11 protein-coding genes are annotated in these 13,012 nt (G+C 43.8%); 5 read left to right on the top strand and 6 right to left on the bottom strand.

Features of this window, described 5'->3' with window-relative positions:
- Positions 1-22 precede the first annotated feature (22 nt).
- The gene (locus KQI_RS0111425; protein WP_010346882.1) at positions 23-1,369 is read left to right on the top strand and encodes a GntP family permease; all 1,347 of its coding nucleotides are present in this window, start codon (positions 23-25) and stop codon (positions 1,367-1,369) included.
- Between the two features lie 113 nt (positions 1,370-1,482).
- On the top strand, positions 1,483-2,886 hold the full coding sequence (gene gnd / locus KQI_RS0111420; protein ID WP_010346881.1) for a decarboxylating NADP(+)-dependent phosphogluconate dehydrogenase: 1,404 nt from the start codon (positions 1,483-1,485) through the stop codon (positions 2,884-2,886).
- Positions 2,887-2,975: 89 nt separating this feature from the next.
- Here gnd and KQI_RS0111415 read toward each other — a convergent pair whose 3' ends face one another.
- The gene (locus KQI_RS0111415) at positions 2,976-3,347 is read right to left on the bottom strand and encodes a DMT family transporter (protein WP_010346880.1); all 372 of its coding nucleotides are present in this window, start codon (positions 3,345-3,347) and stop codon (positions 2,976-2,978) included.
- A complete protein-coding gene (locus KQI_RS0111410; RefSeq protein WP_010346879.1) occupies positions 3,347-3,898 on the bottom strand; it encodes a TetR/AcrR family transcriptional regulator in 552 nt (183 codons plus the stop codon). The genes KQI_RS0111415 and KQI_RS0111410 overlap by 1 nt, the downstream gene beginning before the upstream one ends.
- Before the next feature lie 229 nt (positions 3,899-4,127).
- On the opposite strand from KQI_RS0111410, the gene KQI_RS0111405 reads away from it, so the two are divergent.
- From KQI_RS0111405 to nudK, 3 genes are all read left to right on the top strand, one after another.
- Positions 4,128-5,573 (top strand): DEAD/DEAH box helicase, encoded by a 1,446-nt coding sequence (locus KQI_RS0111405; RefSeq protein WP_010346878.1) that lies wholly within the window; start codon positions 4,128-4,130, stop codon positions 5,571-5,573.
- Positions 5,574-5,664: 91 nt separating this feature from the next.
- A complete protein-coding gene (locus tag KQI_RS0111400; RefSeq protein WP_010346877.1) occupies positions 5,665-6,873 on the top strand; it encodes a MerR family transcriptional regulator in 1,209 nt (402 codons plus the stop codon).
- Positions 6,874-6,993: 120 nt separating this feature from the next.
- Positions 6,994-7,935, top strand: a complete 942-nt coding sequence (gene nudK / locus KQI_RS0111395) for a GDP-mannose pyrophosphatase NudK (RefSeq protein ID WP_010346876.1) — start codon at positions 6,994-6,996, stop codon at positions 7,933-7,935.
- A gap of 149 nt (positions 7,936-8,084) precedes the next feature.
- Here the strand turns inward: nudK and KQI_RS0111390 are convergent, their stop codons facing one another.
- The 4 genes from KQI_RS0111390 to KQI_RS29625 form a co-directional block, all read right to left on the bottom strand.
- Positions 8,085-9,041, bottom strand: coding sequence for an endo-1,4-beta-xylanase (locus tag KQI_RS0111390; protein ID WP_010346875.1), 957 nt, complete (start codon positions 9,039-9,041; stop codon positions 8,085-8,087).
- Positions 9,042-9,396: 355 nt separating this feature from the next.
- Positions 9,397-10,290 (bottom strand): SMI1/KNR4 family protein, encoded by an 894-nt coding sequence (locus tag KQI_RS0111385; RefSeq protein ID WP_010346873.1) that lies wholly within the window; start codon positions 10,288-10,290, stop codon positions 9,397-9,399.
- Between the two features lie 56 nt (positions 10,291-10,346).
- Positions 10,347-11,093, bottom strand: coding sequence for an amidohydrolase family protein (locus KQI_RS0111380; protein WP_010346872.1), 747 nt, complete (start codon positions 11,091-11,093; stop codon positions 10,347-10,349).
- A 326-nt stretch (positions 11,094-11,419) separates the two neighbouring features.
- Complete coding sequence (locus KQI_RS29625) at positions 11,420-12,889, bottom strand: S-layer homology domain-containing protein (RefSeq protein ID WP_241763897.1); 1,470 nt, start codon at positions 12,887-12,889, stop codon at positions 11,420-11,422.
- Positions 12,890-13,012 lie beyond the last annotated feature (123 nt).

Below are 13,012 nucleotides of genomic sequence, written 5' to 3'. Positions count from 1 at the left end.
ATAAAATCAGGGGGTAATTACAATGCCATTAATCATTGTAGCGATTGGAATTCTAGCATTATTAGTTTTAATAATGGGCTTCAAATTAAACACCTTTATTTCATTAATTATTGTATCGTTCGGTGTGGCTTTAGCACTTGGAATGCCATTAGAGGAAATTGTCAAAACCATTGAAGCCGGATTAGGCGGAACACTTGGTCACTTAGCGTTAATCTTTGGACTTGGAGCGATGTTAGGTAAGTTGATTGCTGATTCTGGTGGTGCTCAAAGAATTGCCATGACCCTCGTTAACAAATTTGGTGAAAAAAATATTCAATGGGCGGTCGTAGCTGCTTCATTTATTATCGGTGTGGCGTTATTTTTTGAAGTAGGATTAGTATTGTTAATCCCAATCATATTTGCCATTTCAAAAGAATTAAAGGTTTCTATCTTATATCTTGGTATTCCGATGGTTGCTGCTTTATCCGTAACGCACGGTTTCTTGCCTCCACACCCAGGGCCGACAGTTATTGCAGGTGAATATGGCGCGAACCTTGGTGAGGTTTTACTTTACGGTTTCATTGTTTCCGTTCCAACAGTCATTTTAGCTGGACCTGTATTTACCAAGATTGCCAAAAAACTCGTGCCTGCGTCATTTACGAAAACCGGTAATATTGCCTCTTTAGGTGAACAAAAAGTATTTAAGTCTGAGGATACTCCTGGATTTGGTATCAGTGTATTTACTGCAATGCTTCCAGTTATTTTAATGTCCATTGCTACGATTATTACTTTGCTTCAAAAAACAATGGGATTTGCAGATAATAGTTTACTAGCAGCGATCCGTTTTATTGGTGATGCATCAACTTCCATGTTGATCTCCTTACTGGTTGCTGTCTATACAATGGGAATAGCAAGAAAAATTCCAATCAAAGATGTAATGGCATCTTGTACAACGGCTATTACTCATATTGGGATGATGCTCTTAATCATCGGGGGAGGCGGAGCCTTCAAACAAGTACTGATTAATGGCGGCGTAGGTGACTATGTAGCCGAATTATTCAATGGAACTACATTATCACCAATCTTACTTGCCTGGATCATCGCTGCAATCTTACGTATTTCCTTAGGTTCTGCAACGGTTGCAGCTTTAACAACCGCTGGTTTAGTTATACCGATGTTAGGACAAACCGACGCTAATATTGCATTAGTTGTGCTTGCAACGGGAGCGGGTAGTTTAATAGCTTCACATGTTAACGATGCTGGTTTCTGGATGTTTAAAGAGTATTTTGGTTTAAGCATGAAAGAAACATTTGCAACATGGACATTGCTTGAGACAATCATTTCTGTAGCGGGATTAGGATTTATTTTAGTACTAAGTTTATTCGTATAAACCATGATTTCCAGGCGGTAGATTCTCCCTCACTTATCTTTTCTTAGAATCTTCTAAGTCTTGTAAGTGTGGATCTACTGCCTATTCATTTCAATTAAAAGGAGCAGGAAGAAATGTTCAATACAATTGGTGTCATTGGTTTAGGGGTAATGGGCAGTAATATCGCTTTAAACATGGCTGGTAAAGGTGAGCGAGTGGCTGTCTATAATTATACGAGGGATTTAACCGATAATCTTGTTAAAAAAAATAAAGGTCAATCCATCCATCCCTACTACGAAATTCAAGATTTTGTTTACTCCTTAGAAACCCCAAGAAAAATCTTCCTTATGGTAACAGCAGGCAAACCGGTCGATTCGGTGATAGATACATTACTATCCTTTCTTGAAGCAGGCGATGTGATCATGGACGGTGGGAACTCCCATTACAAAGATACGGAACGTAGATATGATGAATTGAAGTCAAAAGGAATCGGTTATTTAGGAATCGGTATTTCCGGCGGTGAAGTTGGGGCTTTAAAAGGACCTTCGATCATGCCTGGTGGAGATAAAGACGTATATGAAAAGGCAGCTCCTATTCTAACAAAAATAGCAGCTCAAGTGGACGGAGACCCTTGCTGTGTTTATATGGGTCCAAAAGGGTCCGGTCACTTTGTAAAGATGGTACATAACGGAATCGAGTATGCAGATATGCAATTAATCGCAGAAACCTATACATTTTTAAGAAAAAAGTTATGTTTATCTGTGAATGAAATTGCTGATATCTTTGAAACATGGAATCAAGGGGAACTGAAAAGTTATTTAATCCAAATCACAGCAGAGATTTTACGGAAAAAAGATGAAATAACAGGCTTACCACTAATCGATGTAATTCTTGATAAAACAGGGCAAAAAGGCACAGGTAAATGGACAAGCATTCAAGCAATTGACCATGGGATCCCATCATCCATTATTACAGAGTCATTGTTTGCCCGTTACATCTCCTCTTTAAAAGAGGAACGGGTGTATGCAGAAAATATCCTGACAGGCCCAGAGATTGATCAGCGGAGTTTAGATAAAGATTTGTGGATTGAGTACATTAGACAAGCTTTTTATATGGGTAAAATTTGTGCCTACGCACAAGGATTTATACAATATAAAATGACTTCTGAACTTTACGGTTGGGAGTTGCCTTTAAAGGATATCGCCCTTATTTTCCGTGGTGGTTGCATTATTCGCGCAGAATTTTTAAACGTAATAAGCGAAACATATCAAGAACAACCGAATCTGGCTAATCTATTAATCGCCCCCTATTTCGCTGAAAAGGTTAAAGAATATCAAACAGGATTGCGAAAAGTCGTCTGTGAGGGCGTTAATTCCGGTACTTCGTTTCCATGTTTAAGTGCTTCACTTACTTATTACGATAGTTACCGGACAGGCATTTCAAATGCCAACCTTTTGCAAGCACAAAGGGATTATTTTGGTGCCCATACTTATGAACGAAATGATTTAGCAGGATTCTTTCATACAAACTGGCAGTGATCGATAGTCATAGTAAATCTCAAGAGCCCTAATGAAGTGGTTCTTTCCCTTCATTAGGGCTCTCCTTTTGAATACATTTTCCTATTATCTCATCTTTGAACGATTGAACCCGTTGTTTCTGCTGTACCTTTTGCCTCACCATGTCCCGCACCAAACAGGTTCAGTACCACTACGCCAATAACAATTAAAGCAATACCTACGACACTCCCTGTATTGATTTTTTCTTTCCAGATCAATACTGAAATCAGCGTTGTCGCAACAGCTCCTACACCTGACCAGATGGCATAAGTCATATTTAACGGTAGCGTCTTAAGGGATAGAGAGATAAAGAAAAAAGAGATAACAAACGCAACAATCGTAAATAGAGTCGGATACAGTCTGGTAAATCCCTCCGAAGCCTTGAGCATTGAAGTTCCAATGAGCTCGCCAACAATAGAAATCGCCAAGAAAAGATAAGCCATTATTCATTCTCCTTTATATATGTCTTTAATTCTTCCATCATTTTTTGCTTCATTTCTCCATTGGGAGGAGCGAGCCCAAACATTTCAGCAAACCACAAACCGTCCATAGCTAATCGAACTATCGTAGAACGAACCGGATCCAATTCATCATTTTCGATTTTATTTTGGATATCAGCATACTCGTCCTGAAGCAGTTTTAGCATTTGAGGGTTCGTAAACTGTGCTGCTGAGAGAGCGGTATACAGGTCATTTACGTCCTGATCTCCAGAAAGAGATGTATTCATATAAGCGCGAGTCCATCTTCCTTTGGAATGCATATCATTTTGTGCCCGCTCATTTAATTCGGTGGCAAAGCTGGTCGACAGTTGTTCAACCATACCCAGAATCAGCGCATCTTTATTCGGAAAATGGTAAAGCAATCCTCCTTTACTTATCCCCGCCTTCTTCGCGACAGCCTCTAAAGTTAACTTTTCTACTCCTTCTTCGTGCACAATCAGTGAGGCGGCTTTAAGGATCAGTTCTCTTTTTAACTCTTTTTTATTGGTATTCATTTTTCATCACCCACTTTATTATACCGTCCAGACGGTTTTATTTCAAGTGGATTGAAGTTATATATTTAGTATATAGTCAAAAATGCTGAAATTATGTATTCATACATATAGGAAGTCATGGGATCAAATCATTTCCATAGAGTATACTATACGAGTGTAAGTTAGATGCACGATGAAATCCTATATGTATAGGTATAGGTATTCAAATACAGCGCAGAAGAGGTTGAAAATGAGTCAGAGGCATTTTACAGATTATCCATTAAGTGAAGAAATCGTGAGAGCGCTGAATAGCCTGGGCTATGAGACGCCAACAAAAGTTCAGACGGAAGTCATCCCAGTTGCCCTTGTGAAGAAGGACCTTGTCGTCAAATCACAGACAGGTAGCGGCAAAACAGCGGCATATGGTATTCCACTTTGCGAGTTAGTAGATTGGAATGAGAATAAGCCTCAAGCTTTAATCTTAACGCCAACCCGTGAACTTGCATTGCAGGTCAAAGAAGACATCACCAATATTGGACGCTTTAAGCGGATAAAAGTGACGTCTGTTTATGGGAAGCATCCTTTTCATATACAGAAGGCCGAGTTAAAACAAAGAACGCATATAGTTGTAGGTACGCCAGGGCGTGTATTGGACCATATTGAACGAGGCACGCTATCGCTAGAACGGATGGCCTATCTTGTTATTGATGAGGCTGATGAGATGCTGAATATGGGCTTTATTGAGCAAGTTCAGTCAATCATTCAGGCGCTGCCTAGCGACAGGGTTACGATGTTATTTTCCGCCACTTTTCCTGACGATGTGGCCCAACTGTCACGCAAGTATATGGATCATCCTGTTAACATTGAAATTAAAGCGACCGGTATCACGACAGCCACCATTGACCACTCTCTTATTCAGGTGATGGAGACGGACAAGCTGTTGCTGCTTCAAAATCTGCTCATTGTTGAGAATCCTGACAGCTGTATTATTTTCTGTCGCACACAGGAGAATGTCGATATATTATTCAGGGAATTGGCCGATCTCGATTATCCATGTGATCGCATTCATGGGGGTATGGAGCAAGAAGAAAGATTCGAGGTGATGAATGCGTTCCGAAGGGGGCAATTTCGTTACTTGATTGCAACAGATGTAGCCGCCCGGGGCATCGATATCACGAATATCACCCATGTCATTAATTACGATGTTCCCCTTGAGAAGGAGAGCTATGTTCATCGCACCGGACGTACGGGACGTGCAGGCAAGACGGGTAAAGCAATTACCCTAGTCACTCCTAAGGATAGCAAACGATTAGCCGATATTGAAGCATATATTGGATTTGCGATTCCACCGGTAAAGGCCCCCTCAGAGGAGGCTGTCGATCGCTGTAGAGAAGATTTTGAACAGAAGCTACATGTTAAAACTAAACTGAAAAATGATAAGCGCGAGCAATTAAACCAACAGATTATGAAACTTAACTTCAATGGCGGCAAGAAGAAGAAACTTAGAGCCGTAGACTTTGTTGGGACAATCGCTAAGCTTGACGGGGTGACAGCAGACGATATAGGGATTATTACGATTTTCGATCATGTAACAGACGTTGAAATTCTGAATGGCAAGGGACCGCTTGTACTTGAGATTATGAAAAATACGACCGTAAAAGGCAAGCTGTTAAAGGTGCGCAAGGGGAATAAATAGAAGCTACATGACACAAAAAGGGCTAGAGGAGGGAGCTGTTAAACCAACAAAAAGTCCCTTAGGAAATTAAGATAAGAACTGAGGAGAGACCATGCCATCCCGAGAGCAGAAAAATGAGTATTTTACAACGGGTCAGATATCAAAGCAAACAGGTCTTACCGTGAGAACATTAAGATATTATGATCAGATAGGTTTGTTAAAGCCTTCGAATTACGGTCAAGCTTCACAACGGATGTATAACAGGCTGGATTTGATTAAGCTGCAAAAGATACAAACGTTAAAGTATCTCGGTTTAACGCTTATTGATATTAAACAAATGGTAACGGAAAGCCACATTCAGGAACAGGATCTGCGAAGCTCATTAAAAATGCAACGAGAGATCATTTTACAAAAGACAGCTCATCTGCAATTCGTTTTTAAAGCTATAGACGAAGCTATAGAAAAGTTAATTCATACAGGGGAAGAACACGTGGATTGGATGGCACTGGCTGAGCTTATTCATGCGGTACACATAGAGAAGGATTGGGTGGAGCAGTACCACACGGCAAATCGGTTACAAACTAGAATTGAATTATATGAAAAATGCGGCGTGAATAAACAGGGGTGGCATCGATGGTTTTTTGAACATTTAGGCAATCGATCGAATATCAGAATTTTAGAAATAGGTTGTGGAGATGGAACTTTATGGTCTAGGAATGCGGACAGAATATCTAAATCATGGAAAATAACACTCACCGATCTTTCACCCGGTATGTTGGAAGAAGCTCGCAAAAATATCCGTGACACGACAGGGCAAATCAAATTCGTTGTAGCCGACGTTCAGTCGATTCCTTTTCACAACGAAGAATTCGATATCGTGATCGCCAATCACATGCTGTATCATGTGCCGGATATTCCAAAAGCAGTCTCCGAAATATACCGTGTGATGAAACCAAAGGCACTTTTCTATGCATCCACGATGAGTAAAAGCCACTTGCATGAAATTGACCTGATCGCACAATCATTCGATCCGGAGATTAAGGTACTAGATCCTATTATGAAGCGGTTCGAACTTTACAATGGACAAGAACTACTATTAAAAAATTTCTCGGAAGTTAAGTCAATACGTTATAAAGATCATTTAATTGTAGACGAAGTACAGCCGCTATTGAGCTATATAACATCAACACCTATGAATGCAAGAAATATACTGGTTAAAACAAAACTGGAGCAATTCATTGCATTTATTCAAAACAAACTGAATCTTGATGGAACTATTCGAATTACGATGGATTCTGGTTTTTTCCTTGCACGTAAATAATGCTATTCAGGACTGTTCTATAGTAATTATCTCTTTTGTGGATTGGGCAAAAAAAGTCTTGCAGTTGACGTAACGTAACCCAATATAATGAGAGCCATCGAAAGAGAGGGGATACTTGGAATGAATCCGAAAATCAGAATTGTAAACGAAGAAATTTTGTCCGATAACTGGTATGTGCTTAAGAAAATTACTTACATGAGCGAAGCAAAGGACGGCTCTTGGAAAAGTCAGGCCCGGGAATCATATGACCGTGGGAACGGGGCAACCATTCTGCTCTATAATCGGGAGCAGCATACCGTAATTTTGACGCGACAGTTTCGGATACCGACTTATCTGAACGGGAACGAGACGGGGTTATTAATTGAAGCTTGCGCCGGATTGTTAGACAAGGAAAGCGCAGAAGACAGCATACGCCGGGAGGCCGAGGAAGAGACCGGTTACAGAGTGACAAAAGTACAAAAAATCTGCGAGGCCTACATGTCGCCAGGTTCCGTAACGGAAATTTTACATTTTTTTGTTGCAGAATACACGCCCACCATGAAGGTTGGAGAGGGAGGAGGGGTCGCTGAAGAGCAAGAAAACATCGAGGTAATGGAAATTCCTTTCCAGCAAGCACTCGAAATGATAAAAGAAGGCGAGATAAAAGACGCAAAAACGATGATGCTGCTACAATATGCTCAAATAAACCGGCTACTGGACCCCGTTCCAAGTCAGCAGCATATACTCATAGCCGGCCCTTATCGTTCAGGGACGGGAGACGATCCACATTTGATTCAACGGAACATAGATTTTATGAATGATATTGCACTTAAAGTATACGAGGCCGGTCATTTACCTGTACTTGGTGAATGGTATGCACTCCCATTAATCGAGAAAGCGGGATCACAAAGAATCGGAGACGAAATCTTTAATCGTATATTTCATCCATCCTCTGTTCGACTCTTGAAGTATTGTGATGCCGTTCTTCGTGTTGGAGGCCCTTCACAAGGCGCAGATGAAATGGTGAGAGCAGCGCTCAGCATGGGGAAGATCGTTTATAGAGAGTTAGGTGATATTTCTTAGATTATATATGAACAAAGTCATCGAAATAAACAAGCGTCTGAGCGAGTAGAATTCGTTCAGACGCTTGTTGTACATTAAGGGAAATGAGCAAATATGCGTGCCAACCTAAATGATGCACACTGTTTTCCTTCAAGGCCTTGCCATTGGCACTAATTGCGCAGATATTGTCTCAACCATTGAAGCGCGGGGCGTTCCGTGCCGTTCGAATTCAGCAGATGTGTGTTCGGCTTCCAGGTTTGTCCCTGGATATACCCCCAGAGCGTAACTCCCTTCACTGAGGGATGCTGCCAGAGTACCGGGAACTTCTCCTTGTATCTGGCAAGCTGGGTGTTGTCATCGCCAGTTATATCCAGTTCCGACACATAGATTGGCAATCCTGTTGCCGCTAGCTTGTTCAGTACAGTGTTCATCGTGTTGACTGAGACGGTATCCATATTGAACTGGTGGCATTGAATGCCAATTCCGTCAATCAAGCCTCTACTCTTGAGCTGATTAATAATATTGACATATTGATCGGTTAATGAAGGATCGCTGATAATTCCATATTCATTGATAAGCAGCTTGGCATTCGGAAAAGCTTGTCTAGCCTGTTGGAACGACCATATTACCCAATCCCATCCGGTCGATCCGTCACCACCAATAGCATTGCGGAAGGACGGCTTCGCATGCAGCGGCTCATTTACCACATCTACAAACGCTGCATTCGGATAGCGCTGACCTGCTGCTTTGATCCACTGAGTCACTTCCGCTTTCTGATCGGCAGCCGACAGTCCGCTTACCCATCCTGGCTCCTGACTGCCCCATACCAAGGTGTGAAACTTGAACGGAAAGCCATTGCTACGAGCATAATTGTAGGCGGTATCCGCCTGCGACCAGTTCATGTTGTTACGGCTGCCTTCAACCGAGCCCCACTTGGTCGAATTCTCCGGCGTCACCTGATTCCAGTAGGTTCCGTAACTTGCAGGGACACTGCCGGCAATTACATTTCCGAGGAATTTGCTTCCATTCGCCAGACCAGCATCAGCCTGATTCACCAGAACAGACGATAACAACACACCCGCTAACGCCAAACTGCTCACCAACTTGCCTACTTTAAGTCCCAACATAAAATCTCCTCCTCACACGTATTGGTTTTAATGCCTCTCATCATTAAATAAAACACTTACATTTCCAATTATAATAATGAGTGGTTTTTTTCCACGTGTGAAAATATAGATTTAACCCGAAAAATTTTATATCATTGCGGGCAGCTAATGAAGATATGACAACAGGTCGGGGTGGGGGCCTTGAGGAAGAACAGAAAAATATTGAAGTGGTGGAAGTTCCGTTTGCTCAGGCGCTCGATATGGTCCAAAGCGGCGAGAAGGGTTGCGAAAGAGAAAGGATTGTTGGTTTACCCAGTTCCCCATTCGGCACAGCCATCTTGGCCAAGTTTGAAGTTGGCATTTTCACACAGACTCCTCATTTATCTTTTACCAGCCCGCGAATAAAGGCCTCAAAATTGGGCGCAAGCCGAGTAATCTTGTAGTTATTCTCCTTATCTACATAGACAACCTCCGGTTCGCCGTCATTGCCAGATTCCCGGTAATCCAGCATGACCACCTCGGACTCCGAAGGGCAATCACAAATGACCACACCAATTTCAGGATATCCTCCATACTCAATTCTGAAACGGCTGCCTGATTCACCGCACAGCGAATGTCTCTTCTCCCGTCCGATTCCCAGAATGCCTGCAATTCTGATAGGCTCTTTCGCCCCGGAGACCGCTTCACCTAAAGGGAAGCATCTGCTATGAGGAACTCCCCCGTTATGCAGCTTCATCATATGAATATAGAAGGCCGGCAGCCTGAATACCAATTCTTCTTCTAAGGAGGCGATTAGCTCATCAGTGGGCGGATCATCCATGACATATTGTTCTAACGCATGTTCACTGTCATCCCAAAAGTCCGTAAAATCGAAATCCACAACGGTTTCAACCTCGGCATTGGACACTTCCACTATCTTCTGAACTTTGCTCCGAGTTAAATCCAGGAACTCCAAGGTATCCTCATCCCTAGGGTCTAACTGATCTGCGATTTCAAATGCGCGCAAGGCCTCCTCATATTGATCCAGGTAGTAATAGGCAAAACCTATGCGGTAATGCCACAGCGGATCGCCTTTCCCGTCCTCTTCAATGGATAGGAACTGTTCAACCGCCTCTTCGTAACGCTCGAGATTGTTCAGCGCTCTGCCCAAATGACTGATCAACACATAATCCCTGTTCTCCGCAGGGATCTCCATAATGGTATTTACGATTTCTTCGAATTCATCTTCTTCATGCCACGCTTCCAGTTGTGGCAACAGATTGTCCCGCATCAGCTTTGCCTCCTACTTTTCGACCTTTTTTTAATGTAGTCTTTATTTCAAATAATTTATTTCAAATACCATCTAAGTGCATTCTTATATAAAACTTTTTCGGCTTGTTCTTCGCCAAGTGTGTTGTAAATCAATTCAATATCAGAATGATTATAAGGTCTCTTTGCTCTCGTTGATGGTAAGTCCGTCCCGAACATTAAAGCATCCGGGTTTACCGAAATAATGGAACGGAGAGCTTGTTCTACATCAAGTTCAACCCTACCAAAGCCCGTTGCTTTGACTCTAACCCCTTTATGGACTAAAGATAGAAGAGTATTAAATCCTTCTTTTGATATACCCAAATGGTCTATCGAAACAGCAGGAAGAGCTGCCACTGTTGATGCAATTTCAGTTAAAGAAGTAGAATCAATATATAATTCTAAGTGCCAGCCTACTAACTCATAGACTCTTCTTGCGAAGTAATCTAAACGAGATATATCTTCTGAACCGCCTCGCTTGACGTTAAAACGTATAGCTCTTACACCATAGCCGTGAAGTCGTATCATTTCTTCATCTGATGTATCATGAGGTAATTGAGTTACGCCAACAAAATTGGCACCAAGTTTCTGCAATGAATCAATTAAATACGATTGATCAAATCCTTGAAATGAACCGGATACTACGGCACCACCTTTAAGATCCAAGTCATGCACATGATTTAGATAGTCTTGGCAAGTAAAAGTATTAGGCAAAAATCCTTGATTTTGAACTAAGGGAAAGCGAGGGTCAATGATATGCAGATGAGCATCAAATACTGTACGCATAAACTCTCCTTTTTGCTATCCATAAGCTTGTAGTAGCGATCACATTTTTTTCTATTCCATTAGATGAAGCTTAGTATCGTTATTTATGCATATTATATACCTACCTACCGTCATTACAAAGATTGAAATCTTCTACATCAACGAAAAGAAATGGAGCTTACTAATCCCTCGTAATTCATGTTCAATATCAGGCTAAGATATTTACTATTCTGCATGTACGGATTCTCTTGTTGCGACAGGCCAGGTCTCTTGGGGAATCACCGACCGAATGTGATATCCGTACATGCAGACAGGAAATGCAGATTGGTTTCGCTTATCGGTATATCCTAGTGAACCCGGGTTGTTGCTGCGGCAATGTCCTGGAAAGCCCAATGTCCGGCCGGGACATCTGACCACCTGGACGAATCGGCGAAGGATACCGGCTCTCTCTTCCCTACCCGATTGAACAAAGTGACCGCCTCTGCCCGGCTCAGAGTCTGGTCCGGCTGGAAGCTGCCGTCCGGCATGCCATGCATATATCCGGCTTGCTGCACCCGGGCAATGTCACCTTCCGCCCAGTGTCCGGACGTATCCGGGAAGGTAGCCGAAGCTGCGCCGCTCAGATTGTTCCAGCGTGCCAGCACTGTCGCCATCTCCGCTCTGGTGATCGGATGCCCCGGTGCGAAAGTACTGCCGCTATAGCCCTTCATCCATCCGGCCGTTGTCACGGTATCAATCGCTTCAGCAGCCCAGTTCTGCCCTGCAACATCCGTATAGTTGGCGCGCTTCTGCGATACTGACGATTCTACCAATGGCTGCTCGGACCGTTCAGCAGCCAGACGGGACAGAATCGCTGCCAGCTCCGCCCGTGTCATCGTACGTGCTGGTTGGAATGTCCCGTTCGGGTAGCCGTGCATATACGGCTGCGAACGCTCATTCACCTGCTCTCTGCCTATGCTCGCGGTCTGCTTGTCCAGATGCAACACCGTAAAGGTGCTGAACTTGTTTACACTAAAGCTAAGCCCTGCCGGCTGGTTCCCGTCCCATAGCAGCATCGGCTGCAACAGCTCCCTGGTGCCATCGCTATGCTCCACATACACGGCCAGCTTGGTCAGGAAAGCCTGGCGTTCTTCGGCAGAGACAAAGCTTGGCAGCGACTGCTGCGAGAGTGGCAGCACCAGCTCTACAGGCTGCCCCTGCAGATTCGTCTCGATCATTACCGGTCGGCCGATAACGCGAACTTCACCCTGACCTGCCGCTGCTTGCACGAGGCCATTCTGTTGGGCCCGTTCCGCTATCGCCTGGATCGCCGCTTCACCCTTTACCGGGCTGAGCGTAAACTGACGGTTCCCGTCCATCGAAGCAAGCGTTGATGGAGACAGGATCAGACGCGCATGGTTCGTGTATACTTCCAGACCGACCCCCGCATCCGCCAGCGTCTTCGCCGTATCCTTTGGCAGGACGAATTCAAGCTCGGCGACTTCATCCTTTGGATCAGGCATCACCAGCCGGACGCTGGAACGTCCTTCGGCCTTCACGCTGCTCAATACCTCCCGTGCCTGAGCAGCTTCATAGCTGACACGATCTTTTTTCGACCCGTCGGGCAGCGTTGTCCGCTGAATGACGACATTGGAGAGCAAAGTACTGCTATTCTTGCCTCCGTCCACACGGACAGTGACGTTCTCGTTTTGCCCGACAGATGCACCGCCATCGTCAGTAGACGAGTTTCGGGAGGAATCCTTGCCCGGTGTTGGCATCGGTGTCGGTACTGGAGATGGATCTGGTGTCGTACCCGGTGCCGGTGATGGTGTAGGCACTGGCTCAGGTGTTGGCGCTGTACCTTCACCCGGGTTCGTCGCCTCTGCATCCCTGACGAACGTCAGATAGAAATCATCCAGCGTTCCCCACGCTCCGCCGTCTGCCTGGATGGAAGCACCTAC

Source organism: Paenibacillus peoriae KCTC 3763 (genome assembly GCF_000236805.1).
Taxonomy (GTDB): Bacteria; Bacillota; Bacilli; order Paenibacillales; family Paenibacillaceae; genus Paenibacillus; species Paenibacillus peoriae.
Note: the sequence above shows the minus strand (reverse complement) of the source record. Positions and strands in the feature narration are given on the sequence as shown.

Coding starts and splice junctions, on each gene's coding strand:
- KQI_RS0111380 (WP_010346872.1), bottom strand. CDS start 11,093: ATGCGTACAGTATTTGATGCTCATCTGCATATCATTGACCCTCGCTTT.
- KQI_RS0111415 (WP_010346880.1), bottom strand. CDS start 3,347: ATGGCTTATCTTTTCTTGGCGATTTCTATTGTTGGCGAGCTCATTGGA.
- KQI_RS0111405 (WP_010346878.1), top strand. CDS start 4,128: ATGAGTCAGAGGCATTTTACAGATTATCCATTAAGTGAAGAAATCGTG.
- nudK (WP_010346876.1), top strand. CDS start 6,994: ATGAATCCGAAAATCAGAATTGTAAACGAAGAAATTTTGTCCGATAAC.
- KQI_RS0111385 (WP_010346873.1), bottom strand. CDS start 10,290: ATGCGGGACAATCTGTTGCCACAACTGGAAGCGTGGCATGAAGAAGAT.
- KQI_RS0111425 (WP_010346882.1), top strand. CDS start 23: ATGCCATTAATCATTGTAGCGATTGGAATTCTAGCATTATTAGTTTTA.
- KQI_RS0111400 (WP_010346877.1), top strand. CDS start 5,665: ATGCCATCCCGAGAGCAGAAAAATGAGTATTTTACAACGGGTCAGATA.
- KQI_RS0111390 (WP_010346875.1), bottom strand. CDS start 9,041: ATGTTGGGACTTAAAGTAGGCAAGTTGGTGAGCAGTTTGGCGTTAGCG.
- gnd (WP_010346881.1), top strand. CDS start 1,483: ATGTTCAATACAATTGGTGTCATTGGTTTAGGGGTAATGGGCAGTAAT.
- KQI_RS0111410 (WP_010346879.1), bottom strand. CDS start 3,898: ATGAATACCAATAAAAAAGAGTTAAAAAGAGAACTGATCCTTAAAGCC.